The sequence below is a fragment of the Bacillus sp. FSL R5-0431 genome, assembly GCF_038002985.1.
In the GTDB taxonomy this organism is placed as follows: domain Bacteria; phylum Bacillota; class Bacilli; order Bacillales; family Bacillaceae; genus Bacillus.
Window position 1 is genome coordinate 2,140,732 of record NZ_JBBOOG010000001.1, and the last position, 25,679, is coordinate 2,166,410.

Below are 25,679 nucleotides of genomic sequence, written 5' to 3' on the forward strand. Positions count from 1 at the left end.
CGATGATCTCATGTGTCAGCCGGCTCAGGGCTGTTTTTCTTTTCTTTCAATACCGAATGGGCTTCCTTGACGACCTTTTCAAGCTCTGCAGCCGGAAGTGCCGCATTCTCTTCTTGATCGGGATGAAGCACTAAATGAAGAAGGAACTCAATATTCCCGTCTCCACCAGTAATAGGCGAAAATGATACATTCTTTACATCATAGCCTTCTTTTGCAGCAAACTGATTCATCTCTTCCAGTACACCAAGGTGGACGGACGGATCTCGCACAATGCCTTTTTTCCCAACAAGCTCTCTGCCTGCTTCAAATTGAGGCTTGACGAGTGCAATACAGTCTCCGCCCGGGACAAGAATGTGCTTTAAAGCCGGCAGGATGAGTTTAAGTGAAATAAAAGAGACATCAATTGATGCTACTTCTGGCAACCCTTCAGTAAAATCTGCTGGGACGGAGTGACGGAAATTGGTGCGCTCCATGACGATTACCCTGTCATCCTGCCTTAATTTCCACGCAAGCTGATTGTAGCCAACATCAACAGCATATGATTTGACCGCTCCATTTTGAAGAGCACAATCTGTAAATCCGCCTGTTGATGAACCAATATCGATTAGCAATTTTCCTTCAACTGTTAAGTCGAATTCTTTGAGCGCTTTTTCGAGCTTTAACCCGCCGCGGCTCACATATTTCAGAGGGTTCCCCTTCACAGTGAGCGGAGTATCACGAGCGATTTTCTCTCCTGGTTTATCCAAACGGTTTTCATTTGAGTAAACGATTCCTGCCATGATGGCACGCTTTGCTTTCTCTCTCGTTTCCATTAGTCCTTGTTCGACTAATAAAATGTCAAGTCGTTCTTTCTTTGATGTCATGATCCAATTCCTTTTCTTGGTGCTGCGGGAAGCAGGTCACGTAAAGTGTCAGCAACCTGTGCTTTCGTCAAACCAATTTCTTCAAGAAGGGCATCAACACTTCCATGCTCAATAAATTCATCTGGAATGCCCATACGTTCTACTTTGATATGTGAAGCTTTCTTATCGTGTATATATTCTAATACGCTGCTGCCAAATCCGCCTTGGAGCACTGCTTCTTCAATCGTTAAAATCGGAATGCCTTCAGAAAGAATGTCATTTAACATCGCTTCATCAAGAGGCTTAATAAAACGAGCATTGACCACACGAATCGATTTCCCTTCTTTTTGAAGTTCTTCTGCTGCTTGAAGCGCCATTTTAATCGTCGTACCAAATGTTAAAATCACAGCATCCTTCCCTGGACGAAGAACCTCCCAGGACCCAATCGGAATGGTTTTCAGCTGTTCATCCATTTTGACACCCAGCCCATTACCGCGCGGGAAGCGCATAGCAATAGGACCGTCATCGTACTGAATGGCTGTATTGACCATGTGCTGTCCTTCATTTTCATCTTTTGGCATCATAAGTACCATATTCGGCATATGACGCATAAAGGCAATATCAAACACACCTTGATGGGTTTCTCCATCTGCACCGACAAGTCCCGCACGATCAATGCCAATAAATACGTTGAGGTTCTGACGGCAAATATCGTGCAGCACTTGGTCATAGGCTCTTTGCAGGAACGTTGAATAAATCGCTAAAAATGGCTTCATGTCCTGCGTCGCAAGCCCAGCTGCCATTGTAGCTGCATGCTGCTCGGCAATTCCTACATCAAACATCCGCTCTGGAAATTCCTTCGCAAAGCCTTCAAGCTTTGAACCAACAGGCATCGCAGGCGTGATCGCAACAATCCGCTCATCTTCCCGTGCCAGCTTTCTGACCGTTTCACTGACGAGACCACTCCAAGACGGAGCTGCTGCTGCCGGTTTTACAAAATCACCGGTATCGATTTTGTATGGACCCGTACCGTGCCAAGTCCCGATTTTATCGGATTCTGCCGGCTGGTAGCCTTTTCCTTTTTTCGTGATGACATGCAGAAGAACTGGACCTTTTGTTTTCTTTGCATATTCAAGATTTTCAAAAAGATCTTCATACGAATGTCCATCGACAGGACCTAAGTAAGTAAATCCCATTTCCTCAAAAAACATGCCAGATACAAGTAAATATTTGAGGCTGTCTTTGATCCGCTCTGCTGTGGCAGCAAGCTTTCCGCCTACGGCTGGAATGCGCTTGAATAAATATTCGAGTTCGTCCTTTACCCATTGGTATTTGCCAGCTGTACGCAATCTGCCAAGCATTGTGTGAATTGCACCGACGTTTGGTGCAATACTCATTTCATTGTCGTTTAATATGACAATCATATCTTTCTTTTCATCACCGATATGATTCAAGGCTTCGAGCGCCATACCTCCGGTTAGTGCACCGTCTCCGATAATCGGCAGGATATATTCATCTGTCCCTTTGATATCCCGCGCTGCCGCCATACCCATCGCGCCAGATAACGAGGTTGAACTGTGACCTGTCTCCCAAACATCATGCTCGCTTTCATTTCGTTTAGGAAAACCGCAAAGCCCTTTATATTGACGAAGTGTATCAAACTCCGCCCCTCTTCCCGTTAACAGCTTATGAACGTAAGACTGATGTCCAACATCCCAGAGGAATTTGTCTTTTGGGCTGTCAAATACTTTATGAAGCGCAACAGTCAGTTCAACGACTCCCAGGTTCGGACCGATATGCCCGCCTGAGTTAGCTAAGGACTCAATTAAAAACATGCGAATGTCAGCACTAAGCTCCTCTAATTCTGCATTTGACATTTTTTTTAGAAACGTTGGATTTTTTATTGATAAAAGATCCAATCAGGATCAACTCGCTTTCAACAAAATTTCTATATACATATATAATGCCTTATTCCTTTGAAAACCAATGCGGAATAAGAGTTGTCTCATCATGATAAACTGTTTACAGTTTACCACAATTGCTCGAGGACCCTCAAATCTAGGCTGTTTTTAATGATCTCTTGAGGCAATCAGATCACATAAATCATGCAGCAATTGCTGCTCTAATTGAAGATTTGAGACAATTTCTTTTGCACGTGTGATGTGCTCATGCAGTTTTTCTTTTGCTCCTGAAAGCGTTAATAAAGAAGGATATGTCGACTTTTCATTTGCTGTATCAGAGCCGACCCGTTTTCCGATTTTCTCTTCGCTTCCTTCGAGATCTAAAATATCATCACGGATTTGAAACGCAATGCCAATATGATAGCTGAATTCCCTTAGCTTTTCGATATCGTCATCTGATGCTCCTGCCAGCATTGCACCTGCTGCGACGCTGAACGTAAGAAGCTTTCCTGTTTTACGGGCGTGAATGGATTCGAGTTCAGCAAGCGATACTTGTTTTTGCTCTGCTTCCATGTCGTCAAATTGACCGCCAACCATTCCTAGTGCACCTGCTGACTTTACAAGCTCATCCACAATTCTGAGCTTTTTGTCAGCTGAGACGCTGCTAGACAGCTGTGATGTAATCAGGCGGAAGCTTTCTGTTAAAAGGGCATCACCTGCGAGAACCGCTGTTGCTTCTCCGTACACTTTATGATTTGTCGGTATTCCTCTGCGAAGGTCATCGTCGTCCATGCAAGGAAGGTCGTCATGTATCAATGAATACGTATGAATCATCTCAACTGCACAGCCGACAGGTATACCGTCTTCTTCGTTTTTACCGTAGGCATGTAATAGAGCAAGAACGAGAACAGGTCGAAGCCTTTTCCCGCCCGCTTTAAGAGAATAGAGCATAGAAGATTTCAGGTCTTCTGGAATCGTCAATTCCTGAACATATGTAAATAAATAATCTTCAATGGCCTGTTTTCGTGTTGTTAAAAATTCATTTAAATTACTTGTCACCAGCTTCTGCCTCCTTTACTGAGAAGGGAGCCAGCTCACCGTCCTCTTTTAAAATGAAATCCATTTGCTTTTCAACATGCTGTAATTTTTCATGACAAAGCTTCGAAAGGGTCATGCCTTCTTGGAAATAATGAATGGCCTGTTCAAGTGGTACATCTCCTTCTTCGAGCTTTCCCACAATCTCCTCAAGACCTTTCATCGCCTCTTCAAATGTCATTTGTTCTTCTTTTTGTTTATTGGATTCTGTCATGATGATTGCCCCTCCTTCTCAATAACCTCACAAATCAGACGTCCATCCTTCATCGTGATGGTCAGCTGATCCTTCGTCTCTACTTGGTTCACACTTTTTATCAGTTCATCTTCTTTATAGGCTAAACTGTAGCCTCTTTCCATCACTTGAAGTGGATTTAATGCATTTAGTTTACCAAGAACCGATTGGAACTGCGAATGAATTGTTTTCATTTGCACATTCATGCTGCGGATGAGCTGTTCTGTTTCATTGGCGTGGCGTTTTTTCGCCTGAAGCAGCTGCTCTTTAGGATGAAGCGGCTTCAGCCTGTAAGTCTGGCGGTCTAGTTGACTGCGCTTTTGCTCAATTTGTCTCGTCAGCTGTTTTTGAAAACGGTCAAATACCAAATCGAATTGCTGCTCTTTTTGCTCCTGTAATCGTTTTGGAAAACGGAAGGCATAAGAGGATTGCAGCGCCACAAGACGGTCCTTCGCTTGTGAGGTTCGATTCTTTACGGCTCTTGTTAGCCGTATATCGATTGATTTGATTCGTTCAATTAAATCGGTCGTGCTTGGAACAGCTAACTCGGCTGCTCCTGTTGGTGTGGGTGCTCTCATGTCTGCAGTGAAATCACTGATCGTAAAGTCTGTTTCGTGCCCAACTGCAGATATGATTGGAATGTTTGATGCGAAGATAGCCCTTGCGACAGCTTCTTCATTAAAGGCCCAAAGTTCTTCAATCGAACCGCCTCCTCTTCCGACAATCAAGACATCACAGAGCTGTTTTTCATTTGCTTCCTTGATCCGTTCTACGATTGAACGGGTCGCATGTTCACCTTGAACGAGCGCCGGAAGCACAATGATTTTCGCCTGTTGATAGCGCCGATTGATGGTCGTAATGACATCTCGAACAGCTGCTCCTGTTGGAGACGTAATCACACCAACAACCTCTGGATATTCAGGAATTGTTTTTTTATAGCGCGCATCAAATAAGCCTTCACTTGCTAGCTTTTTCTTCAGCTCTTCATAAGCAAGATGAAGAGCACCAACACCATCAGGCTGCATTTCTTTTGCATATAATTGATAATTTCCGCTTGGTTCATATACTTGAATCCCGCCGCGTACAAACACCTTCATTCCGCTCTTAGGTGAAAAAGGCAGCTTAGACGCAGAGCGCTGGAACATGACAGCTTGCATGCGTGCGTTTTCGTCTTTTAAGGTGAAGTAAACATGTCCTCTTGAATGAATCTTTACATTGGATAGCTCACCTTTGATCCAAATATCTTCTAAATGCGGATCAACATCAAATTTTCTTTTTATGTATTTTGTAAGGGCTGTGACCGTCACAAAGGCTTTTTCACTCATGACGTATTCCTCCTCTTCAAAAACGCACATTCATCCACCAGCAGCATGCAGGTGGATGAATGGATAAAGCTTATGCTAATGTACGTTTTGCTGATTTAACCGTATTGTGTGCAAGCATCGTAATCGTCATTGGACCGACTCCGCCAGGGACTGGTGTGATATAAGAAGCTTTTTCTTTTGCCTCTTCAAAATCAACATCTCCAACAAGCTTCCCAGTATCTAAACGATTGACTCCTACATCAATAACAATAGCGCCTTCTTTAATTTGGTCAGCTTTAATAAAGTTTGCTCGACCGACGGCAACAACTAAAATGTCCGCTTTCAACGTATGTTCTGAAATATTCACTGTTCTTGAATGGCAATAAGTAACCGTTGCGTTTTCGTTTAACAGCAATTGTCCTACTGGTTTGCCGACAATATTGCTGCGTCCGACAACAACGACTTCTTTTCCAGAAAGATTAACACCCGTTTTGTTTAGTAATTCAACAATGCCTGCTGGTGTACATGGAAGGAATGTGTCTTCCCCAAGGAGCATTTTCCCGATATTCAATGGATGGAAACCATCAACATCTTTTTCAGGTGAAATACGTTCAATAACGGCTTTTTCAGAAATATGTTTTGGCAGTGGAAGCTGAACAAGAATCCCGTGGAATTGGTCGTTCGCATTGTACTGATCAATCAGCTGAAGCAATTCTTCTTCTGTTAAAGAAGCATCTAAATGATCAAGCTGGAAATGCATCCCCATTGCTTCTGCTGCTTTCTTCTTCCCGCGTACGTAAGAAAGTGAAGCCGGATCATCACCGATTAGAATAACGGCAAGACCAGGTGTGACACCTTTTTGTTTTAGCTCTTCTACTTCTTTTGCTAATTGCTCACGCTTTTCTTTTGCTGTTTCTTTCCCATCGATGATTGTTGCTGTCATGTCGAATCCTCCTATTGCTGCTTTAGGTCGTTTTTAATGTTTGAAAGTACACCATTTACAAATTTCGGTGCTTTATCATCACCGAATAATTTGGCCAGTTCAATCGCTTCATTCATCGAAACACTAAGCGGGATATCTTCTTGATACACCATCTCGTACACAGACAGCCTTAAAATGGCTCTGTCTACGTTTGCAATACGATCGAGTTTCCAATTCACTAGATGCTGTGAAATCATGTCATCGAGCTTGTCCTTTTGTTCAAGCACACCGAAAACCAGTTCCTCGAAAAAAGGATCTGATTCTTGTTCATCCAGCGCATGTGTAATGGCCTCTTTCGGATCAATATTGCTCACATCAATTTGAAATAATGTTTGTAGCGCCTTTTCTCTTGCAGTTCTTCTTTTCATTATTTACTCCTTTAACCACTTTATCCGCTTGTCGTTAAGCCATACAGAGATCATAACATATTTTGCCCGTGGTCGCACCAAGATCCATGCGAGCTGTGACGAAAACGAATCAATCAACGCGTGAGATCATTATTATTCGGAAATGACCCAAAAATGGGCTTTAAAAAACCAAAGAGGCAATGCCTCCTTGGTTTCACTTGAACTCTTTTTTACATTTCTTGATCTACTTCAGCCTCAGATGCTTTAGTATCAAATTGAATACCAACGACATGAATATTGATTTCATTAATCGTCAAGGCAGTCATGTTCAAAAGAGTTTGACGGATATTTTCTTGGACAGCAGTGGATACCTTTGGAATGGATAGGCCAAATTGAACCACACAATATACATCGATTGTGATGCCTTCATCAGAGACATCTACTTTCACACCTTTACGGTGATTTTTCTTACCAAAGCGTTCTGCTACATCAGCAGCGAAATTGCCGCGCATTTCGGCAATGCCTTCGACTTCTGAAGCGGCGATCCCAGCAATGACCTCAATCACTTCTGGTGCAATTTGCACTTTTCCCAATTGATCTTCATCAAGGTTCATTTCAAGCAAATTGTTTTCTGACACGATCATTCACCTCCGAAAGCTATGATTATTTCATGATTTGGTATGTTTCTAAAAACTTCGTATTAAAATTACCGCTCACAAATGTTTCATGCTCAAGCAATCTTAGATGGAATGGGATCGTTGTGTAGACTCCTTCAATGACGAATTCTTGAAGCGCGCGTTTCATTCTCGCAATCGCTTCTTCTCTCGTCTTACCATATGTGATCACCTTTGCAATCATACTATCGTAATATGGCGGAATCACATAGCCCGGATAAGCGGCAGAATCAACACGTACTCCTAGACCGCCTGGCGGAAGATACATTTTAATTTCACCAGCTGATGGCATGAAGTTTTTCTCTGGGTTCTCTGCATTAATACGGCATTCGATCGCCCATCCTGCATATACGACATCCTCTTGTGTAAGAGAAAGTTTTTCACCTGATGCCACTTTGATCTGTTCTTTGATCAGGTCAACACCTGTGACCATTTCTGTTACAGGATGCTCTACTTGAATACGGGTATTCATTTCCATGAAGTAGAATTTCTCTTCATTATAATCATAAATGAATTCGACCGTTCCAGCACCAGTGTATTCAACAGCTTCTGCTGCTTTTACGGCTGCTTCACCCATTTGCTCACGGATGTCTGCATTCAGCGCTGGTGATGGCGTTTCTTCAAGAAGCTTTTGCATTCTTCTTTGGATCGAGCAATCACGCTCTCCTAAGTGAATGGTATGGCCATGCTGATCTGCAAGCACCTGGATTTCCACGTGTCTAAAGTCTTCAATGAACTTCTCTAAATAGACGCCAGGGTTACCAAAGTTTTGCGCTGCTTCCTGCTGCGTGATGGTGACACCATTAATGAGCTCTTCTTCGGTACGAGCCACACGGATTCCTTTACCGCCTCCGCCTGCGGTTGCTTTAATAATGACAGGATACCCAATACTTGCTGCTGTTGAAACAGCATCATCAAGATTTTTTACAATTCCTTGAGAACCAGGAACAATCGGAACCCCGGCATCTTTCATTGTTTCCCTTGCGACATCTTTCGTTCCCATTTTGGAAATCGCTGACGCAGTTGGCCCAACAAAGATGACATTGCATTCCTCGCAAAGCTCTGCAAAGTCTGCATTTTCAGCAAGGAAGCCGTATCCTGGATGGATGGCATCTGTCCCTGTTAATTTTGCTACACTGACAATATTCGTGACATTTAAATAACTATCTTTTGAAGCAGTCGGTCCGATGCAATATGCTTCATCAGCCATTTGAACATGAAGCGCATCGCGATCCGCTTCAGAAAATACCGCAACTGTTTCAATTCCAAGCTCTTTACAAGCGCGGATAATTCTAACTGCGATTTCTCCTCTGTTTGCAATTAATAGCTTTTTAATCATGATCGTACTCCTTACTCTGCTTTCACTAGAAAGAGGGGTTGTCCGAATTCTACAAGCTGACCGTTCTCAGCTAATACTTCGACGATTTCACCTTTTACTTCTGCTTCGATTTCATTAAACAGTTTCATCGCTTCTACGATGCACACAACTGTGTTTTCCTTCACCTTAGAACCTGTTGTCACGTATGGACCTGCTTCTGGTGAAGATGAAGCATAAAATGTGCCAACCATTGGGGATGTGATTTTATGCAGATTTTCAGACGCAGCTGCCTCTTGTGCAGGGGCTTCGGTCTGAGCTGGAGCTTGTGCTTTAGGAGCTTGTTGAGCTGGAGCTGCTTGGACAGGAGCCACTGGTGCCGCAACTTGCTGAACGACTTCTTTATTTTTCTTCAGTTTGATTTTTGCACCTTCGTTTTCGTACGTAAATTCATCAATTGTAGATTCGTCAATTAATTTAATCAGTTCATGAATTTCTTCAATTTTTAACATGGATTTGCACCCCTATGTATGGATTTATCTTTTTCTTATAGGCTAGTACTAAAAGTACATACTATAACCATCTTACAGGAGGATTTCAATGAATTCAACTACTATTGTGGCGAAGCGCCTCGCGAAAGCACCTTGGAGAGGGCGCCAAACCGCATCAAAAAACGCCCTTTTCGGCAAAGGGCGCCTGTTCATTTTTTATTGATTGGAGGGCTCAAAAGTGACAGCTATGTTATCAAGACCTCTCATTTCTTTTGTGACCATATCAATAATATCGGCCGCTTGGGACTTTGATTTTTTGTCAGAACGAACCGTGATGCTCACTTTATCTCCCTCTGCACTCACTAGCGCATCTTTATATCCTTTTGTTTTAATTAAGGTTTCGAGCTGACGCTCCGTTCCTTCTGCCTCACTAAGTGCTGTCATTTGATCATACGCTTCACTTTTTTCTTGTGCTGTTGCATCATCACTGGATACGATTTCGTTGAACTCTTCGCGCTGTTTGCTTCGTTTATCTTCAAGCTCTAATCTGTATGTTGTAAAAAGCTCATCGTCTGTTTGCTCCGACACAGCCTTTCCTTCTTCACCGCTTGTTTCGATATCCTCTTGTTTGCCATTTGTTTCTTTGTCAGCGGACTTCTCATCAGTGCCTTTTTCCGTTCCTTTGTCCGTCCCTTTTTCTGTTTCAGTCTTTTTCTCTTCCGTTCCTTTTGATTTCATATCTTCTACTGTCACTGCATTTTCACCTTGTGGAGACATGATATAGTACACACTTAAGACGACAACTAAACTTAGCATCGTTAATAGCCAAACCGTTTGTTTTTTTAACATCATTCCGAATCCTCCTTGATTTTTTTAGGGGCAACAGCCACTCTATGGCTCGGTACATCAAGCACTCGTGTAACCGCTTCAATGATGGTTTTCTTTATTTGAACGTTGTCTACTCCTTGAGCAACAACGAGGACACCGCGAATATCTGGTTTTTTCGTTTGAACCACTACAGGTGTTTCTTTATTGCCATTTTTGATGATGACGATTTCTTCTTCTTTTGTTTGATCAGTGACACTTCGCACGCCGCCTTCTTTATCTGTTTCCTCGGTCGTTGTGCTTTTATTGGATTTGTTTTTTTCAAACACTTTTAAAGAAGTTGCGTCTACATTGACCACAATCGATACATCCTCAACGCCAATGATGGTCTCTAAAATTTCTTTCAGCTGATTTTCGTATTCTTGCTCCACATCCTCAATCGAATTCTTTGATTTACTTGACGATGCCGGCTTGAATACCTCCTGCTCTTGTGAGGATGTTTTATTAGAAGCAGGAACAGCAGCCTGTTCTTTGCTTGATGGCGGTGACAAGATCTGACTGACTAACATGAAAGATACGCCGATGATGAATACAAGCAGCAAGTAATGGTGCTTCGTTAATTTTGGTTTCCCTTCACCTTTTTCAGGCGGCTGCAAGAATGATTTCAGCTTTTGTTTCCAGTCCTTGTTATTCATGATCTGCTGCGTCACCTCCCTCAATGTTCAGCGCAATGTGCTCAGGACTCGTATTCCAAACATCAGCAAGTGTCTCTTTCACCCTCGTGATCTCTTTGCTAGAAGATTCAGCGCTTTCCTCCTTTTGCGTGGAGAGATCAATGTCCACCTTTGCCACCGTTTCTACAGCATCACCTGTGAGCGGGGAAAGAACTGCTTTGATGCGAAATTGATCCGCCTCCATATTCTGATCCAGGTGCTCCTCATCTGCCAGCACTTCTACGTGTTTCATTTCATAGCTCTCCTTCTCCAGTGGCTCCTTTGCGCTTTTTTCTAGTTGGACAGCCATTTGCTTTAAAATATATGCACGCTGAGAGGCTTGTATTTCTTTTTTTTCTAAATTCATCTGATTTTTTATTTCTTCTGACTGTGCTTCTTCCTTCCCCTTCATCAATTCCGAAAAAATTTGGTCAGGGTCTGCCCGAAATAAAGCAAAGATCGGATTGAGCATCACCACAATCAGCAGCAGGCTGACGACCATTTTGGCATACTTTTGCATGCTTGAATTGGGAAGCAGAAGATCAATGACAATCGCAAATAAGATAAAGAGAATAATACTTGTGATCCATTCCGTGAGAAAACTCAAAAGGTGTCCCTCCTTACTTCATCATCATGGTCAAGTTGCCAGCAGTGATAATGACGGTAATGCTTAAAAAAAACATGAGCGACACGACAGCAAGTGCGGCAAAGATATAAAGCACACTTTTTGAAATGACATCAAGACAGCTGATGATCGGTCCGCCTCCTAATGGCTGAAGAATGGCTGCGGCAAGCTTATATATAAGGGCTAGCGAGAGCACTTTAATCGCCGGGAAGGCGGCAATTGAAATGAGAATGGCGACGCCAACAAGTCCGACCGTATTTTTGAGTAACACAGAGGCACTGATCACGGTATCCGTCGCATCTGTAAACATTCTGCCAAGGACAGGGATGAAATTTCCGGTAATAAATTTGGCTGTACGAAGAGCGATTCCATCCGTAATTGCAGCAGATGCACCTTGCACAGAAATGACGCCAAGAAAGACAGTTAAAAAAACGGCTAACCCGCCTATCGCCACATTTCTTAACAACTGGGCAAGCTGGGTGACCTTGTATTGTTCGGTCAGCGTACTGACAATGCTCAATATCGCAGATAAAAAGATAAGGGGAAGAACGACATATTGAATAAAAACGCCGCTCGTATTCATCAAAAATAAAATAACGGGATGAAAGAATCCGGCTGAGACAAGCCCGCCTGATGAAGCAATAAGTGCTAATAAAAGAGGAATAAGAGCAAGAATAAAACTGGTCATCGTTTGAATGGCTTCTGTTGCATAAGAAATCGCCACATGAAAGCTGTTGAGTGCAATAATGATCAGCACCATATAAACAAGAGCGTATGCGACTTTACTGACGGTGCTTTGCTCAAACGCATTCTGCAAAAGCTGCAAAAGCGAACAAAAGATGGTGAGTAAAATCAGTGTACCTAGAAGCTTTCCGTTTGCTATGACCTCGTGAAAAAGATAATGAACAAAGGCTTTCAGCCATGTTTGGGGAGACAGCTCTTTATCGCCATCAATCATTTCCTTCACTGTGCCTTTTTGGCTTTCTGGCAGAAAGCCGCCATACTCGTCCAATATGGTTTCCCAAAAGTCATTGATGGATTGAAGCTCTAGTGCATCAGCCTGTCCATTCGCCACTTCCTCTGCTGCTGGTTCTTCATTTGATAAAGGTACTTTCTCTTCTGCACCTGCATGCGGAGCGATCAGCCAGAAGAAAAGCATCAGTCCCATAACAGCTGTCACCCGTTTCATTGTCATCACCTCTTTTCAATTACGTCATGGACGGGATCATACCTAAGATGGTCTCAATGATGACTGTTAAAATAGGGACTGCCATGACCAAGATGAGAATTTTGCCGCCAAGCTCTATTTTTGATGCAATGGCGCCTTGTCCAGCATCTTTTGTCAGCTGGGCGCCGAATTCTGCAATATAGGCAATGCCAATAATTTTTAAAATGGTTTCAACATACTTCATATTGACGCCGGCGCTTGCCGCAATTTTTTCAATCATCGAGATAATGGCATAGATTTGATCAATTAAATAAAGAAAAATCACACATCCTGTAAAAACAACAAGCATAAAGGCGAAGGTCGGCTTTTGTTCTTTGACGATTAATGCTAAAAAAGTAGCGATTAAACCAAGTCCAACAATTTGTATGATTTCGATTTGTAAGCCCTCCCCTATCCTTGAAATAGAAATACGGCTTTAATCTTTTTAAACAAATCATCTACAATGGTAGCCACCATAAACAAAATGTAGATAAACCCAAGCAGCGTGACCCACTGAGCGTACTCCTTTTTCCCCATTTGATCTAAAATCGTATGGAGGAATGCCACAACGATGCCTACTCCCGCAATTTGAAAAATGACGTTTACATCAACGCCCATGCTCTCGACTCCCTTCCTCTCACATCAATAAAAGAATCAGTAGTAATCCGCTTAAAAATCCGAGGCTTCTGACCATTTTTTCATTTTTCGCTTGGGCGATTTCAGCTTCCTTCTCCTCCGATTCCAAATGACCTAAAGCAAGCTTGATATACTTTTGCTGAGACGCGACATCATGCTGGCCAAGTGTTTCTCCAAAGTGCTTCAGTGCCTCATATTCGCCTTTTTTCAAAACGGTTTTTTTCCAAACATCCTCAAGACTCTCATTCCATGCATGCCGTGCAGAAAAAGTTCCGACTTTCAGTTTTTCTGCAAATTGCTCAAATAACCGATTCACAGGAGGACCTACTTGCGACGCAATTTGCTCTGCAGCCCGCGCTAGAGGCGTTTGCCCATACATAATTTCAGCTTCAAGAGACTGGAGCGCAAACCGAAGCTGCCGAATTTGTTTCGGCCGGTCGCTATATCGTTTGGCAAACTCGAACCCTCCCCAAGTCGTAGCCGCGACAATCAAGATAGCGCCAATGAGCTTTAACATACGTCCACTCCCCGCCTCCATTTCATCTCTTGTCCGTCTTGGTCATATATCCGCCCGATCGTGCCGGGACCATTCTTGCGATTTAATTCAACATATCGTTCAAATACTCGAAGCTCCCATAACGGCTTCAATGATGGACGTTTATACACATCTTCAAGTGAATAGCCATGAACTGAGACGATAATGGTGACCCCAGCATGAATTGCTTCTAAAAGTGCCTGCACATCCTCGCTTTTTCCGATTTCATCAACAATCATGACCTCTGGACTCATAGACCGAATCATCATCATCAAACCTTCAGCCTTTGGACATGCATCGAGCACATCAACCCGGTGTCCAAACTGGTGCTGCGGCACCCCTCTTATACATCCGGCGATTTCAGAACGCTCATCTATAATGCCTGTTTTTTTAGGAGGAATTGCTTTTCTGCCAGTACTAACAAGTCTTGCTACATCCCGCAATAATGTCGTTTTCCCTGTTTGCGGTGGACCGATGATGAGTGTATTGCACCAGTGCTCGTCATATAAATAAGGAAGAAAGGGAAGCGCAATCCCGATTTTTTCTTTTGCGATGCGGATATTAAATGAAGAGATATCTCTTAATCCTTTGACAATGCCGTTTTCAACGATCACCTTTCCTGCAAGTCCCACCCGGTGTCCGCCAGATATGGTGATGTAGCCTTGCTTTAGCTCCTCTTCAAGTGTGTACATGCTGTAATTGCTCAGCCTGCCTAATAGCTGAGACGCATCTTCTCCTGTTGTGCGATAAGAAAGAAAGCGCGGTTTTCCTCTTTGCATCAATTCAATAGGACGATCCGTGCGAATGCGGATTTCTTCTATTTGATCCCATTCTGCTTCTTTTAGCAGTCTAAGTTCTTGTCCAATCGAGTGCGGGAGAATATCCAACAAACTCCGCAACGAATTCCCCTCCTTTTTTTCTTCTCTAAAATGTATGATGGGAGTCGTTAATTATGCCAAGCCGTTTCACTTATAGATCCCAACAAGAATAAACACGACACCAATGAAAATAAAGACGAGCTTGGCATAGGATAACTGCCCTGCAATTTGATAGATTCCAATCGTCATCGTGATAATAAAAATGAGCGGCCCAATGATCGCCAATATACTATTGATGACAACCGCTTTTCGAACGTCATTTGTGACTAAAATGAGGATGGCGGCCGTCAGTTCAATCGCTGCCGATAAGAACCTCATGCCTGCCATTGCAGCTACTGACGGATGGATGCCTGGGAAAAGAAATGGTTTCATATAGAACCTCCAGCTTTTTTTACACTATATGCTTGTCTAGCTGGAAGTAGTCTTGTTTTTCAGAAAGGAAGAGAGATGAATGAGAGAATTGAGAGAAGGTCTGCCTTTTGAGGAGTCTTACATGTTTTACAATAAAAAAAGACTGTAAACACGACGTTTACAGTCAAAGCGTGTAGACAAACCCTCGCATTCGGTGTCAGTCCTGCGCGCCGATGCTCACGAATGGCAAATTCGCTCCGCTTCGGTGCTCGTCCTTCCTAGACTTCAAAGGTTTTCTATCACGCTGAAAAGAAGACAAAGGGCTAAAATAAACGTCATTTTAGCCCTTTGTCAACAATCTAAAAAGACTGTAAACACGAGGTTTACAGTCTTTCTTCGTTCATTACGCTCTTGACACGTATGAACCGTCTGATGTATTAATGACTAGTTTATCTCCTTGGTTCACAAAGAAAGGAACGTTGACGATTAAACCAGTTTCAGTTTTTGCAGGTTTTGAGCCGCCTGATGTTGTGTCACCTTTAATACCAGGCTCTGTTTCTACTACTTCTAGTTCTACCGTGTTTGGAAGTTCTACTCCAAGTGTTTCAGCACCGTACATCACAATTTGAACTGACATATTTTCTAGCAAATATTTCAGCTCATCTTTAATTTGTGTTTCACTTAGTTCAAGCTGCTCATAAGAACTTGTATCCATGAAGACATGCTGGTCGCCATTTGCGTACAAGTACTGCATTGTTTTTGTTTCAATTTGAGCTTTCGCTACTTTTTCGCCTGCACGGAATGTTTTTTCTTGAATGGCACCAGTACGCAGGTTACGCAGTTTCGAACGAACAAACGCTGCGCCTTTCCCTGGCTTTACGTGTTGGAAATCCACTACACGCCAAATACCGCCGTCCACTTCAATTGTCAGGCCTGTACGAAAATCGTTTACTGAAATCATTTTGTCATCCTCCTACATTTCACCATCATAATATGATAAGTTCTTTCGGTGAGTGGGTCAATCGTTTATTGCCGTCAGCTGTCAGGACAATATCATCCTCAATTCTCACGCCGCCGACATCCGGCAAGTAAATTCCCGGCTCAACTGTCACGACCATTCCTTCTTCTAAGACGACCTCTGATCGTGAGGAAAGGCCTGGCGCTTCATGTACTTCCATCCCTAGCCCGTGGCCAGTTGAATGCCCGAAGTATTGACCATAGCCATACTTTTCAATGATGTCACGTGTGATGCGATCAGCTTCTTTTCCTGTTAAGCCTGGCTTGATTCTATCCACACCAGCGTTTTCTGCTTCTAATACGATATGATAAATTTCCTTTAGCTTATCGCTCGGTGTGCCGACAGCAATCGTTCTTGTCATATCAGAACAATAACCTTTATAGTAAGCACCAAAATCGAGTGTGACTAAATCACCAGATTCAATCACCTTTTCACTCGCTCTTCCGTGCGGCAGGCTTGAACGAACACCTGAGGCGACAATCATATCGAATGAAGATCCTTCAGCGCCTTCTTTTCTCATGAAAAATTCAAGCTCGTTCATGACAGCAATTTCCGTCAAGCCCGGCTTGATGTAAGTGAGAATATGATCAAAGGCGTGATCTGCAATCTTCGCAGCTTCCTCTAATATCTTAATCTCTTCACTAGACTTAATCAAGCGCAACTTTTCAACTGATTCTGAGACCGGAACAAGCTCTATATCGCCTGCTTTATCTGCATACTGCTGGTACGTGGCAAATGTCATATGATGTTGTTCAAACCCAAGGCGTTTTATCCCAAATTCCTTTGCCGTTTGGGCTGCGGTTTCCACGATGTTTCCTTTATGTTCAATAATGTCGTAGCCTTTTACTTGGTCCTTCGCTTGCTCTGTATAACGGAAATCTGTGATAAAAGCTGCCTGGTCCTTTGAAACAACTGCAAGACCGGCTGAGCCAGTAAAGCTGGTCATGTACTGTAAATTAAAGCTGCTCGTAATGACAAGACCATCGATCTCTAATTCAGATAAAAGTGTTCTTAACTTTTCAAGTTTCATGATACTGCTCCCCCTTCACTCACTAAATAACGAATCGCCAATTTATACCCTTCTAAACCAAGACCAACGATTTGCCCTTGGCATACTGGAGCAAGTACAGAATGATGGCGGAATTCCTCTCTCTTATGAACGTTTGAGATATGTACTTCGACGACGGATAAAGAAATACTTGCAATGGCATCTCTCAGCGCATAGCTGTAGTGTGTAAAAGCACCCGGGTTAAACACGACTCCATCGTACTGATCTTCTGCTTCGTGGAGCGCATCAATCAAATCCCCTTCGTGATTCGATTGAAAGAACGTTAACTGGATATTGGCTCTTTCTGCAAACTGGAACAAATCCGTTTCTAAATCTGTCAGCGTCTTACTTCCGTAAACAGCCGGCTCTCTTTTGCCAAGCCTATTTAAATTGGGCCCATTCAGCACAAGAAAATGAGGCATACAACCACTCCTTCACCCTGATTCAATCTATATCGAGATCTGTTTCTTTTTCCTTAGAAACCTTTCGTTTCCAAAAATATTTTATCATATGAATAGGTGATTTACACTTTATTCTGTCTTTTTCCCGAGAGCCCTTGCAAGCTTCTGACTCGTTAATTCATTATATTCAAACGAAATACTGTACCCGACAAACATGCCATATAAAATATATAGGCAAAATGTCGTGACGATGGTGCTTTGCTGCAAATCTTGGACTTGCTTTACATCTGGGAAAATCGGATTAAATACGTAAAAAACGAGCAGCCATAAAAGCGCGCCATATATCAGCCCCATCCAATAGCCTTTGATCCGTTTCAAAATCCCATAATAAATAAAGGCTGCTCCAATCGATAAAACCCCTAAAAGCACAATACTAATAAAAGTGCCAAGTCCTCCCTTTTTCCACTCTCCAAGCACAAATGGCTGAAGGAGCATATTGGGACTCACCTCTGAGAAATGAAACATATGGGTCAGAAACCCGATAAAGCCCCAAAAAACACCGCCAACAAAGCCTGTCGCAGCTGCTCTTGCCAACAGCGATGACGTTTGTACAGACTGATTTTTTTCTTCTTGGTTTTTCTTTTCATCACGTTTCATTTGTGAACACCTCCAGCAAGTAGTATGTCCAAAATGTCATAAAAAAAAGGATTTCCATCCGTGAGTGTAAAATTTTTATAACAGGGTATACTGGCTAAAAAGAGGTAGATAGAATTCTAGTAGATAATCGACCTGTGCGCTAGTGATTTCCCCTCATTTCCTGTACAATAAAGGTATAAGGAAATGCATGTAAATTACAGGAAACAGGCAGGTTGATGAAATATGTCCAATCAAACAAAACGTCCAGCATATGGAGGGCAGGCAGTTGTCGAAGGTGTCATGTTTGGAGGTAAAAAGAACTATGTGACAGCGATTCGGCGAAAGGATCAGTCCATTGAGTTTTTGAAGCTTCCCCGAACCTCCAATAAACGAACCGCCTTTCTCAAGAAAATCCCCTTTGTCAGGGGTGTTGCTGCACTTGTTGAAGCAAGCGCAAATGGCAGTAAGCACTTGAACTTCTCCAGCGAGCGCTATGACTTAGATCCTTCAGAAGATCATACTCTTGAAAAAGAACAAAAAAGCTCGAAATTATCCATGATTTTCGGCATTGCTGTAATCGGAGTTCTCTCTCTTCTCTTTAGTAAATTTGTCTTTACCCTAGTACCTGTCTTTTTAGCTGAACTGGTGCGGCCCGTCTTTTCAGGGAATTTCGCACAAATCGCAGTGGAAACATTCTTTAAACTGGTCCTGTTATTAGGCTACATTTACTTTATTTCCATGACCCCTTTAATTAAAAGGGTATTTCAATATCATGGCGCAGAACATAAAGTCATAAACTGCTATGAACAGAATCTTGACATCACAGTGGAAAATGTACAAAAACAATCACGGCTGCATTATCGATGCGGCAGCAGCTTTATTTTATTCACTGTCATTGTCGGAATGTTCGTCTATTTACTCGTACCGACAGATCCTTTATGGGTGAGAGTTCTGAATCGCTTGGCGCTCATTCCGGTTGTTCTGGGCATTTCATTTGAAGTGCTTCAGCTCACGAACAAACTCCGAGAAGTGCCTGTGCTTAAAGTGCTTGGCTATCCTGGCCTTTGGCTGCAATTGCTCACAACAAAAGAACCCTCTGACGATCAAGTCGAGGTAGCCATTGCAAGTTTTAATGAACTTCTTCGTTTAGAGGAAGCGTCTGAGAAACAAGCATCAGATTCTGCTCATCAAGTGATCTAACTTATAAATCCGGTAAATTCCTTCGGAGGTGGACAGTTATGAATCGCCGAGTACATCCTGCTTTTACCATTATTTTCGCTTTAGGTGTTTTGGGATTTGTGTATTTACTCACAACGAATCCAGGCAGACTTTTTACAATGCTGCTATCAGTTGTGATCATTGGAGCGGCTCTATTTTTCCTATTTAGATGGCTGATGAATCGAAGAACTGGAACAGAGGGCAATCTTTATCGTAAAGCAGTCAAACAATCAAAACGTCGCTACCAGCAGCCTAAACCAAAAACGAAAAGCCAGATGAAAAATCGGGTCACTCATTTGCGAAGCGTGCCGACTGACCACAAGTCTAAGCCCGTCCTTCTCAAAAAGAAAAGCCAAACACAGTTAACTGTGATTGAAGGCAAGAAAAACAAAAAGAAAAATCGCGCCTTGTTTTAAAATGTCCAGCTTTTTAAAAATTGCTCGGCTTTCTGTCTGCCTAGATCGACAAGCGCCTTTTTCTTTTCTGTCGTCAGATGAAAATCAGTGGCAATGACGTGTTCTACAGGAATAAAAATAACATGGCGTTCGTGTTTTGTGGCAATGTGTCTTTCGTCATGAGCACCACGCATCGTTTCAAAAAGAGCGCCAAACAGTTCAAACGCATTGCGGATGGAGTGTTGAGGGCGTTCTTTTTCGTTTGGGGTTAATGTGACACCGACGAACGGTCTTTTTTTCTCTTCCGCAAACAACCAAATTGGAAAATTGCTAAGCACTCCTCCATCCACAATGGTACAAATGCCTTTTGATGACCTTAGTTTGACAGGCTCGAAAAAATACGGCAGGCTGCAACTCATCCGAATCGCCCTTGCAACGGAAAAGCGCTCTGGATTTAAGCCGTATGAAGGAAGGTCGTCTGGCAGCACGAGGATTTTCCCATTTGTTAAATCAGAGGCAACAATTTTCAGAGAATCTTTTTTGAGATCCCCAAATACGGTAACCCCTTTTCGTTTCAACACATCTGTCAGCCATTTTTCCAGCCGATCGCCTTTGTACAGACCGAGGCGCCAGTAAATGGATACCCACCTGAGCATTTTAAACGGAATGAATTGGCATCTCCTGTCAAGCAAGTGAGGTTCATCCATTTCATCTAAAAGCTCCCGAATCTCCTGACTTGTAAAACCTGCTGCGATGAGTGAAGCAATGATCGCTCCAGCACTTGTACCAGCAAGACGGACAAATTGATATCCTCTCGCTTCAAGCGCTTCATAGGCACCCGCAAGTGCTGCCCCTTTAATGCCTCCACCTGAGAACACACCATCTATCTTCATCAAGGAGCCCCCTTTGATATCACGCTATTAATAGTGTAAGAGCATATGCTTTCAATTAGAACTTTAATCAAAAAGGACACCCATGCTGAGGGTGTCCTTTCAGCGCGCGGACAAACCCTCGCATTCGGTGTCAGGTCTGCGCTCCGGTGCTCACGAATGTCAAATTCGCTCCGCTCCGGTACTCGTCCTTCCTAGACTGCAAAGGTTTTCAAGTCACGCTGAAAAAAAAGAAGACAAAGGGCTAAAATAAAGTTCATTTTAGCCCTTTGTCAACAATATGAAAGAACACCCTTGCTGAGGGTGTCCTTTTTCTTAAGATTCTTGATTTGTTTGTTCGTTTTTCTTTTGAATCGCTTTCAGCTGAACAGATCGCTCGTCGTTTTCTTCAAAGAATTGAACGAGATCGCCGATGCGGTCAATGCTGTTCCAGCTGAGATGATGTTCAATGCCTTCTACATCATCATAAATTTTCTCTTCATCTACACCAATGATTCTTAAAAATTGCTCTAGCAGTTCATGTCTGTATACGAGACGTTTTCCAATTTTTTTGCCTTTCGGGGTTAAAATTAGACCACGATACTTCTCATAAATGAGGTATTCATCTTTATCTAGCTTCTGAACCATTTTTGTTACAGAGGAGGGATGGACAGCGAGTGCTTCTGCAATATCAGAGACTCTGGCATATCCTTTTTCTTCTATCAGCATATATATTTGTTCAATGTAATCTTCCATACTAGGTGTAGTCATAAAACCCCTCCATAATGCACCTTTACTTAATAATCATAACAATTCTACACCATCGCCCATTAAAAAACAAGGAGTGTCCACTGTCTTAACGCTTGTAATTCCACTCGTCTGAGGCATATTTCGTTTTGGCGAGATGATGAACAAACGCTAATTCTTCATCTGTCAGCTCATAAGGCACAAGCTCAATATTTAACCCTTTTTCAAATCCTCGTTTAAACGCAACACGCGCATCGTCTATTGTACAGGTTCGGTCTGAGATTTCATTGATGGCGACCGCTTTGTTTTTAAAGCTCCGCTGCATCCGCTCTCTCACACGGTCGTTTGGATAAAGAAATAAATCGAACAATTTGTCCTCATCAAGGTCTATTAAGATGGAGCCGTGCTGGAGGATCACTCCTTTTTGTCTCGTTTGAGCACTGCCTGCTACCTTTCTGCCTTCTACGACAAGCTCATACCAGGAAGGAGCATCGAAGCATACAGACGATCTTGGATTTTTTAAGCTTTCTTTTTCTTTATCTGTACGAGGAATGGCAAAATATGCATCGAGTCCCAGTTCTTTAAAGCCCTCTAAAATGCCTTCTGAAATGACGCGGTATGCCTCTGTCACCGTCGCTGGCATTTCTGGATGTTCCTCTGACACAATCACGCTGTAGGTCAGCTCCTGATCATGAAGAACCCCCCGCCCTCCAGTTGGTCTGCGGACAAACCCAAGACCATAGCGCTCGACTGCTTCCATGTTGATTTCCTTTTCAACATGCTGAAAATACCCAACAGACAATGTCGCCGGATTCCATCCATAAAAACGGATGACAGGCGGGATGAGCTTCTCACTATGCCAATAAAGCAAGGCTTCATCCATTGCCATGTTAAAGGCTGGGTCTTGATTTCCTGTATCAATGAAACACCATTTCTCTTTTTGCATATAAAAATCCCTTCTCTTTTACGTAGTCAATGTTAGATGATGGTGATGGCCACCGGTTTTCTCTCTTCATCAGTCTATCAAATAGGGAACGAATTGAAAATAATTCTTACCATTTATGATGACAAGTTTCTTTTGCTTTACTATAATAGTATTTGTCTAAAACGTACCATCAGACAGGCTACTGTGCTGATGCTCAAGAAGGAGTCGAGTTGTATTGTCAATATTCAACTATATCGTCCTCTCACTTTGTGGACTTTTCGTTCTTTATTCCATCGGCAGCTACATTTATCAGCAGCGCATTATGAAAACGCTGACGGAAGCAGAATTTATTAAAGGTTACCGCAAAGCTCAACTCATTGATGTGAGAGAGCCAAATGAGTTTGAAGGCGGACATATTTTAGGGGCAAGAAACATCCCCCTTTCCCAGCTAAAGCAGCGCAAAAATGAAATTCGTCCTGACAAGCCTGTTTATCTCTATTGCCAAAACAATTTAAGAAGCGGAAAAGCAGCTCAAACTTTACGTAAAAACGGCTGTCGTGAGATTTATAATTTAAAAGGCGGCTTTAAAAAATGGGGCGGCCGCATCAAAACGAAGAACTAACAAAAAAGACTCTGGGAGCGTGATCCCCCTGAGTCTTTTTTTCTTTATCTTTCAAAAACGAGGACTGGATTCCGCGCGGCCTTTGTTTCGTCCATTCGTTTGACGACCGTCGTATGCGGCGCTTCCTGTACCACTTCTGGATTCTCTTCTGCTTCTTTGGCAATCTGAATCATCGCTTCGATGAAGGCATCAAGAGTTTCTTTTGATTCTGTTTCAGTTGGTTCAATCATGATACATTCCTCTACATTGAGCGGGAAGTAGATCGTTGGCGGATGATAGCCAAAATCAAGTAATCGTTTAGCAATATCGAGTGTCCGCACACCTAATTTTTTCTGACGTTTACCTGAAAGGACAAATTCATGCTTACAGTGACGGTCAAATGGCAAATCGAAATGAGCACTTAAGCGGCGCATCATATAGTTCGCATTTAACACGGCATTATCCGTTACAGCCTTTAGGCCGTCTGGACCCATAGAGCGAATGTACGCATATGCTCTGACGTTAATGCCAAAGTTGCCATAGAACGGCTTCACGCGGCCAATTGATTCTGGTCGATCATCATCAAAGTAAAAGCGGCCTTCCTTCTTCACAAGTACCGGCTTTGGCAAGTACGGAATCAAATCCTTTTTTACACCAACAGGACCTGAACCAGGGCCTCCCCCTCCGTGTGGACCTGTAAAGGTTTTATGAAGATTTAAGTGAACGACATCAAATCCCATATCCCCCGGTCTTGCTCTGCTTAAAACGGCATTCAAGTTGGCTCCGTCATAATAAAGCTTACCGCCAGCTCCATGAACGATTTCAGCCATTTCTAAAATATTTTCTTCGAATAGGCCGAGTGTATTCGGATTCGTCAGCATTAAAGCAGCTGTTTCTTCATTGACAACACGGCGCAGGTCCTCTAAATCAACAAGCCCATTCGCATCAGATGCGACGGTAATGGTTTCAAATCCGGCCACTGTCGCAGATGCCGGGTTCGTTCCATGGGCAGAATCAGGCACAATGACTTTTGTTCGCTTATGGTCTCCTCTTGCTTCATGGTACGCACGGATCATCATGAGTCCTGTCCATTCCCCGTGTGCTCCTGCCGCAGGCTGTAATGTCACAGCGTCCATCCCAGTAATTTCTTCAAGATGAGCACCCAGGTCGTGGAGTAATTCTAATGCACCTTGTACAGTGTCTGCCTCCTGTAGTGGATGGACTTGCGCGAAGCCTGCAAGGCGTGCGACCTTTTCATTAATCTTCGGATTATATTTCATCGTACAAGAGCCAAGAGGATAAAATCCGGAATCGACCCCATGATTACGTCTTGATAATGCTGTATAATGACGCATGATATCAAGCTCAGATACTTCAGGAAGCTCAGCATCCTCATGACGGATATACGTGTCATCAAATAAAGACGGGATCTCCTGTTCAGGTACATCTAAATCAGGCAGGCTATAACCAATTCTTCCTTCTTTGGATAATTCAAAAATAAGCGGCTGATCTTGTTTATTCATGGCGATCCCCCAGTTCCTTAATGAACGTATCAATTTCTTCTTTCGTTCTTAGCTCTGTTACGGCGACAAGCATGTGATGTTGAAGCTCAGAATAGTCTCTCCCTAAGTCATAGCCGCCGATGATTCCTTTTTCAAGCAATCGTTTATTGGCTTCTTTCACAGGTTCTTGTAATTTGATTACAAATTCATTGAAATGGGCCCCTTCTACATCAGCAAGCAGTCCATGTGCTTCTGCCTGCGTCTTCGCATAGTGGGCTTTTTGCACGTTTTGATAGGCAATGTCTTTGATGCCTGTTTTTCCGAGCGCTGTCATGGCAACGGAAGCGGCTAAAGCATTTAATGCCTGATTCGAGCAAATATTGGACGTCGCCTTATCTCTCCGAATATGCTGCTCACGCGCTTGAAGGGTCAGCACAAACCCACGAACACCATTTTCGTCTTCTGTCTGCCCGACTAAACGACCTGGTACTTTTCGCATCAACTTTTTCGTCACAGCAAAATATCCGCAATGAGGTCCGCCAAACGCAGCTGGAATGCCAAACGGCTGTGCATCACCAACGACAATGTCTGCCCCAAGTTTTCCTGGCGGCGTCAGTAACCCGAGTGCAAGCGGATTGCTTGAGACAATGAACAGACTTTTCCCTTTATGCGCAATAGGTTCAATGTCTTTTAACGGTTCGACGACACCAAAAAAGTTTGGATATTGCACAAGAACTGCTGCTGTATCGTCGCAGACGACCTTCTTTAATGCTGCTAGATCCGTCTGCCCTTTTTTTGCAGGCACTTCAACAACTTCGATGTGCTGTCCTTTGGCATATGTTTTTAGCACGGCTCTTGCTTCAGGGTGAACCGTTTCAGAAACAACCACTTTTTTCTTTTTTGTATGTCCCGCAGCCAGCATCGCCGCTTCAGCTAATGCCGTCCCGCCATCATACATCGAGGAATTAGCAAGATCCATACCCGTCAGCTCAGCAATCATTGTTTGAAATTCAAAAATGGCCTGTAGTTCACCTTGCGAAATCTCCGGCTGATAAGGTGTGTAGGCTGTATAAAATTCAGAACGTGAGATAACATGATCAACAATGACAGGCTGGTAATGATCATATACACCAGCACCAAGAAACGATGCATAGGAAACAGTATCCTTATTCTTTGCAGCTAATCGGGATAATTCCCTTACAAGCTCTGTTTCAGATGCGGCTGGTTTAATGTTGTATGCTCCTTTAAATCTCACTTTTTCTGGGATATCTGAAAAAAGCTCATCAATCGACTGAACGCCGATGACATCCAGCATTTCTTTTTGATCTTGCTCTGTTTGCGGCAGATACCTATGCTTCATCCTCTA

General features: G+C 43.0%; 31 protein-coding genes. 3 read left to right on the forward strand and 28 right to left on the reverse strand.

Annotation, left to right across the window (positions count from 1 at the left end; genetic code table 11):
• Window positions 1-8: 8 nt before the first annotated feature.
• From MKZ03_RS10765 to MKZ03_RS10875, 23 genes are all read right to left on the reverse strand, one after another.
• On the reverse strand, window positions 9-863 hold the full coding sequence (locus MKZ03_RS10765; protein ID WP_340973282.1) for a TlyA family RNA methyltransferase: 855 nt from the start codon (window positions 861-863) through the stop codon (window positions 9-11).
• Window positions 860-2,761: a 1-deoxy-D-xylulose-5-phosphate synthase gene (gene dxs, locus MKZ03_RS10770; protein WP_334749698.1), complete on the reverse strand. Its 1,902-nt coding sequence runs from the start codon at window positions 2,759-2,761 to the stop codon at window positions 860-862. Before dxs ends, MKZ03_RS10765 begins: the two co-directional genes overlap by 4 nt.
• Window positions 2,762-2,911: 150 nt before the next feature.
• The gene (locus tag MKZ03_RS10775; RefSeq protein ID WP_034661251.1) at window positions 2,912-3,802 is read right to left on the reverse strand and encodes a polyprenyl synthetase family protein; all 891 of its coding nucleotides are present in this window, start codon (window positions 3,800-3,802) and stop codon (window positions 2,912-2,914) included.
• Entirely contained in the window at window positions 3,792-4,052 is a 261-nt protein-coding gene (locus MKZ03_RS10780) for an exodeoxyribonuclease VII small subunit (RefSeq protein WP_341031783.1), read from the reverse strand. Before MKZ03_RS10780 ends, MKZ03_RS10775 begins: the two co-directional genes overlap by 11 nt.
• Window positions 4,049-5,395 (reverse strand): exodeoxyribonuclease VII large subunit, encoded by a 1,347-nt coding sequence (gene xseA, locus MKZ03_RS10785; RefSeq protein WP_307499901.1) that lies wholly within the window; start codon window positions 5,393-5,395, stop codon window positions 4,049-4,051. Before xseA ends, MKZ03_RS10780 begins: the two co-directional genes overlap by 4 nt.
• A 70-nt stretch (window positions 5,396-5,465) precedes the next feature.
• On the reverse strand, window positions 5,466-6,317 hold the full coding sequence (gene folD, locus MKZ03_RS10790) for a bifunctional methylenetetrahydrofolate dehydrogenase/methenyltetrahydrofolate cyclohydrolase FolD (protein WP_060596823.1): 852 nt from the start codon (window positions 6,315-6,317) through the stop codon (window positions 5,466-5,468).
• 11 nt (window positions 6,318-6,328) lie between these two features.
• Window positions 6,329-6,724 (reverse strand): transcription antitermination factor NusB, encoded by a 396-nt coding sequence (gene nusB, locus MKZ03_RS10795; protein ID WP_034661255.1) that lies wholly within the window; start codon window positions 6,722-6,724, stop codon window positions 6,329-6,331.
• Window positions 6,725-6,933: 209 nt separating this feature from the next.
• Window positions 6,934-7,341 carry an Asp23/Gls24 family envelope stress response protein gene (locus tag MKZ03_RS10800; RefSeq protein ID WP_034661256.1) on the reverse strand — a complete coding sequence of 136 codons (408 nt, stop codon included), beginning with the start codon at window positions 7,339-7,341 and terminating at the stop codon, window positions 6,934-6,936.
• A gap of 25 nt (window positions 7,342-7,366) precedes the next feature.
• Window positions 7,367-8,716: an acetyl-CoA carboxylase biotin carboxylase subunit gene (accC, locus tag MKZ03_RS10805; protein ID WP_307499903.1), complete on the reverse strand. Its 1,350-nt coding sequence runs from the start codon at window positions 8,714-8,716 to the stop codon at window positions 7,367-7,369.
• An 11-nt stretch (window positions 8,717-8,727) separates the two neighbouring features.
• Window positions 8,728-9,204, reverse strand: a complete 477-nt coding sequence (accB, locus tag MKZ03_RS10810) for an acetyl-CoA carboxylase biotin carboxyl carrier protein (RefSeq protein ID WP_034661259.1) — start codon at window positions 9,202-9,204, stop codon at window positions 8,728-8,730.
• Between the two features lie 195 nt (window positions 9,205-9,399).
• The gene (locus MKZ03_RS10815; protein ID WP_341032617.1) at window positions 9,400-10,032 is read right to left on the reverse strand and encodes a SpoIIIAH-like family protein; all 633 of its coding nucleotides are present in this window, start codon (window positions 10,030-10,032) and stop codon (window positions 9,400-9,402) included.
• Entirely contained in the window at window positions 10,032-10,703 is a 672-nt protein-coding gene (gene spoIIIAG / locus MKZ03_RS10820) for a stage III sporulation protein AG (protein ID WP_307499905.1), read from the reverse strand. Before spoIIIAG ends, MKZ03_RS10815 begins: the two co-directional genes overlap by 1 nt.
• The gene (spoIIIAF, locus tag MKZ03_RS10825) at window positions 10,696-11,328 is read right to left on the reverse strand and encodes a stage III sporulation protein AF (protein WP_034661262.1); all 633 of its coding nucleotides are present in this window, start codon (window positions 11,326-11,328) and stop codon (window positions 10,696-10,698) included. Before spoIIIAF ends, spoIIIAG begins: the two co-directional genes overlap by 8 nt.
• A 13-nt stretch (window positions 11,329-11,341) precedes the next feature.
• A complete protein-coding gene (gene spoIIIAE, locus MKZ03_RS10830) occupies window positions 11,342-12,535 on the reverse strand; it encodes a stage III sporulation protein AE (RefSeq protein WP_034661263.1) in 1,194 nt (397 codons plus the stop codon).
• 19 nt (window positions 12,536-12,554) lie between these two features.
• On the reverse strand, window positions 12,555-12,968 hold the full coding sequence (gene spoIIIAD / locus MKZ03_RS10835; protein ID WP_087978339.1) for a stage III sporulation protein AD: 414 nt from the start codon (window positions 12,966-12,968) through the stop codon (window positions 12,555-12,557).
• On the reverse strand, window positions 12,965-13,171 hold the full coding sequence (gene spoIIIAC, locus MKZ03_RS10840) for a stage III sporulation protein AC (RefSeq protein ID WP_003153142.1): 207 nt from the start codon (window positions 13,169-13,171) through the stop codon (window positions 12,965-12,967). The genes spoIIIAD and spoIIIAC overlap by 4 nt, the downstream gene beginning before the upstream one ends.
• Window positions 13,172-13,190: 19 nt before the next feature.
• Window positions 13,191-13,706: a stage III sporulation protein SpoIIIAB gene (gene spoIIIAB, locus MKZ03_RS10845; protein WP_106037976.1), complete on the reverse strand. Its 516-nt coding sequence runs from the start codon at window positions 13,704-13,706 to the stop codon at window positions 13,191-13,193.
• Window positions 13,700-14,623, reverse strand: coding sequence for a stage III sporulation protein AA (gene spoIIIAA / locus MKZ03_RS10850; protein WP_341031788.1), 924 nt, complete (start codon window positions 14,621-14,623; stop codon window positions 13,700-13,702). The genes spoIIIAB and spoIIIAA overlap by 7 nt, the downstream gene beginning before the upstream one ends.
• A 66-nt stretch (window positions 14,624-14,689) precedes the next feature.
• Window positions 14,690-14,974 carry a YqhV family protein gene (locus MKZ03_RS10855; RefSeq protein WP_066030673.1) on the reverse strand — a complete coding sequence of 95 codons (285 nt, stop codon included), beginning with the start codon at window positions 14,972-14,974 and terminating at the stop codon, window positions 14,690-14,692.
• Between the two features lie 382 nt (window positions 14,975-15,356).
• Window positions 15,357-15,914, reverse strand: coding sequence for an elongation factor P (gene efp, locus MKZ03_RS10860; protein ID WP_012010541.1), 558 nt, complete (start codon window positions 15,912-15,914; stop codon window positions 15,357-15,359).
• A gap of 25 nt (window positions 15,915-15,939) precedes the next feature.
• Window positions 15,940-17,001 (reverse strand): M24 family metallopeptidase, encoded by a 1,062-nt coding sequence (locus MKZ03_RS10865; protein ID WP_060596826.1) that lies wholly within the window; start codon window positions 16,999-17,001, stop codon window positions 15,940-15,942.
• A complete protein-coding gene (gene aroQ / locus MKZ03_RS10870) occupies window positions 16,998-17,441 on the reverse strand; it encodes a type II 3-dehydroquinate dehydratase (RefSeq protein WP_003215787.1) in 444 nt (147 codons plus the stop codon). Before aroQ ends, MKZ03_RS10865 begins: the two co-directional genes overlap by 4 nt.
• 108 nt (window positions 17,442-17,549) lie before the next feature.
• Window positions 17,550-18,077, reverse strand: a complete 528-nt coding sequence (locus tag MKZ03_RS10875; RefSeq protein ID WP_307499911.1) for a YqhR family membrane protein — start codon at window positions 18,075-18,077, stop codon at window positions 17,550-17,552.
• Window positions 18,078-18,299: 222 nt separating this feature from the next.
• Here MKZ03_RS10875 and MKZ03_RS10880 point away from each other — a divergent pair, with 222 nt between their 5' ends.
• Window positions 18,300-19,256 (forward strand): DUF1385 domain-containing protein, encoded by a 957-nt coding sequence (locus MKZ03_RS10880; protein ID WP_060596827.1) that lies wholly within the window; start codon window positions 18,300-18,302, stop codon window positions 19,254-19,256.
• Window positions 19,257-19,294: 38 nt separating this feature from the next.
• Window positions 19,295-19,690, forward strand: coding sequence for an SA1362 family protein (locus tag MKZ03_RS10885; RefSeq protein WP_060596828.1), 396 nt, complete (start codon window positions 19,295-19,297; stop codon window positions 19,688-19,690).
• Here the strand turns inward: MKZ03_RS10885 and MKZ03_RS10890 are convergent.
• From MKZ03_RS10890 to MKZ03_RS10900, 3 genes are all read right to left on the reverse strand, one after another.
• On the reverse strand, window positions 19,687-20,562 hold the full coding sequence (locus tag MKZ03_RS10890) for a patatin-like phospholipase family protein (RefSeq protein ID WP_341031793.1): 876 nt from the start codon (window positions 20,560-20,562) through the stop codon (window positions 19,687-19,689). The two genes, MKZ03_RS10885 and MKZ03_RS10890, sit on opposite strands and share 4 nt — an antisense overlap.
• A 312-nt stretch (window positions 20,563-20,874) precedes the next feature.
• Complete coding sequence (mntR, locus tag MKZ03_RS10895; RefSeq protein ID WP_003215946.1) at window positions 20,875-21,309, reverse strand: transcriptional regulator MntR; 435 nt, start codon at window positions 21,307-21,309, stop codon at window positions 20,875-20,877.
• 85 nt (window positions 21,310-21,394) lie between these two features.
• Complete coding sequence (locus MKZ03_RS10900; protein ID WP_003216009.1) at window positions 21,395-22,231, reverse strand: lipoate--protein ligase family protein; 837 nt, start codon at window positions 22,229-22,231, stop codon at window positions 21,395-21,397.
• Between the two features lie 220 nt (window positions 22,232-22,451).
• Here MKZ03_RS10900 and MKZ03_RS10905 point away from each other — a divergent pair, with 220 nt between their 5' ends.
• Window positions 22,452-22,832 (forward strand): rhodanese-like domain-containing protein, encoded by a 381-nt coding sequence (locus tag MKZ03_RS10905; RefSeq protein ID WP_024718853.1) that lies wholly within the window; start codon window positions 22,452-22,454, stop codon window positions 22,830-22,832.
• Window positions 22,833-22,876: 44 nt separating this feature from the next.
• Here MKZ03_RS10905 and gcvPB read toward each other — a convergent pair whose 3' ends face one another.
• Together gcvPB and gcvPA are read right to left on the reverse strand one after the other, a co-directional pair.
• On the reverse strand, window positions 22,877-24,334 hold the full coding sequence (gene gcvPB / locus MKZ03_RS10910) for an aminomethyl-transferring glycine dehydrogenase subunit GcvPB (RefSeq protein WP_066030668.1): 1,458 nt from the start codon (window positions 24,332-24,334) through the stop codon (window positions 22,877-22,879).
• Window positions 24,327-25,673, reverse strand: coding sequence for an aminomethyl-transferring glycine dehydrogenase subunit GcvPA (gene gcvPA, locus MKZ03_RS10915; protein WP_341031796.1), 1,347 nt, complete (start codon window positions 25,671-25,673; stop codon window positions 24,327-24,329). The genes gcvPB and gcvPA overlap by 8 nt, the downstream gene beginning before the upstream one ends.
• Between the last annotated feature and the right edge of the window lie 6 nt (window positions 25,674-25,679).

Coding starts and splice junctions, on each gene's coding strand:
- MKZ03_RS10765 (WP_340973282.1), bottom strand. CDS start 863: ATGACATCAAAGAAAGAACGACTTGACATTTTATTAGTCGAACAAGGA.
- MKZ03_RS10780 (WP_341031783.1), bottom strand. CDS start 4,052: ATGACAGAATCCAATAAACAAAAAGAAGAACAAATGACATTTGAAGAG.
- xseA (WP_307499901.1), bottom strand. CDS start 5,395: ATGAGTGAAAAAGCCTTTGTGACGGTCACAGCCCTTACAAAATACATA.
- folD (WP_060596823.1), bottom strand. CDS start 6,317: ATGACAGCAACAATCATCGATGGGAAAGAAACAGCAAAAGAAAAGCGT.
- nusB (WP_034661255.1), bottom strand. CDS start 6,724: ATGAAAAGAAGAACTGCAAGAGAAAAGGCGCTACAAACATTATTTCAA.
- accC (WP_307499903.1), bottom strand. CDS start 8,716: ATGATTAAAAAGCTATTAATTGCAAACAGAGGAGAAATCGCAGTTAGA.
- accB (WP_034661259.1), bottom strand. CDS start 9,204: ATGTTAAAAATTGAAGAAATTCATGAACTGATTAAATTAATTGACGAA.
- MKZ03_RS10815 (WP_341032617.1), bottom strand. CDS start 10,032: ATGTTAAAAAAACAAACGGTTTGGCTATTAACGATGCTAAGTTTAGTT.
- spoIIIAG (WP_307499905.1), bottom strand. CDS start 10,703: ATGAATAACAAGGACTGGAAACAAAAGCTGAAATCATTCTTGCAGCCG.
- spoIIIAE (WP_034661263.1), bottom strand. CDS start 12,535: ATGAAACGGGTGACAGCTGTTATGGGACTGATGCTTTTCTTCTGGCTG.
- spoIIIAC (WP_003153142.1), bottom strand. CDS start 13,171: ATGGGCGTTGATGTAAACGTCATTTTTCAAATTGCGGGAGTAGGCATC.
- spoIIIAB (WP_106037976.1), bottom strand. CDS start 13,706: ATGTTAAAGCTCATTGGCGCTATCTTGATTGTCGCGGCTACGACTTGG.
- MKZ03_RS10855 (WP_066030673.1), bottom strand. CDS start 14,974: ATGAAACCATTTCTTTTCCCAGGCATCCATCCGTCAGTAGCTGCAATG.
- efp (WP_012010541.1), bottom strand. CDS start 15,914: ATGATTTCAGTAAACGATTTTCGTACAGGCCTGACAATTGAAGTGGAC.
- MKZ03_RS10865 (WP_060596826.1), bottom strand. CDS start 17,001: ATGAAACTTGAAAAGTTAAGAACACTTTTATCTGAATTAGAGATCGAT.
- aroQ (WP_003215787.1), bottom strand. CDS start 17,441: ATGCCTCATTTTCTTGTGCTGAATGGGCCCAATTTAAATAGGCTTGGC.
- MKZ03_RS10875 (WP_307499911.1), bottom strand. CDS start 18,077: ATGAAACGTGATGAAAAGAAAAACCAAGAAGAAAAAAATCAGTCTGTA.
- MKZ03_RS10880 (WP_060596827.1), top strand. CDS start 18,300: ATGTCCAATCAAACAAAACGTCCAGCATATGGAGGGCAGGCAGTTGTC.
- MKZ03_RS10885 (WP_060596828.1), top strand. CDS start 19,295: ATGAATCGCCGAGTACATCCTGCTTTTACCATTATTTTCGCTTTAGGT.
- MKZ03_RS10890 (WP_341031793.1), bottom strand. CDS start 20,562: ATGAAGATAGATGGTGTGTTCTCAGGTGGAGGCATTAAAGGGGCAGCA.
- mntR (WP_003215946.1), bottom strand. CDS start 21,309: ATGACTACACCTAGTATGGAAGATTACATTGAACAAATATATATGCTG.
- MKZ03_RS10900 (WP_003216009.1), bottom strand. CDS start 22,231: ATGCAAAAAGAGAAATGGTGTTTCATTGATACAGGAAATCAAGACCCA.
- gcvPB (WP_066030668.1), bottom strand. CDS start 24,334: ATGAATAAACAAGATCAGCCGCTTATTTTTGAATTATCCAAAGAAGGA.
- gcvPA (WP_341031796.1), bottom strand. CDS start 25,673: ATGAAGCATAGGTATCTGCCGCAAACAGAGCAAGATCAAAAAGAAATG.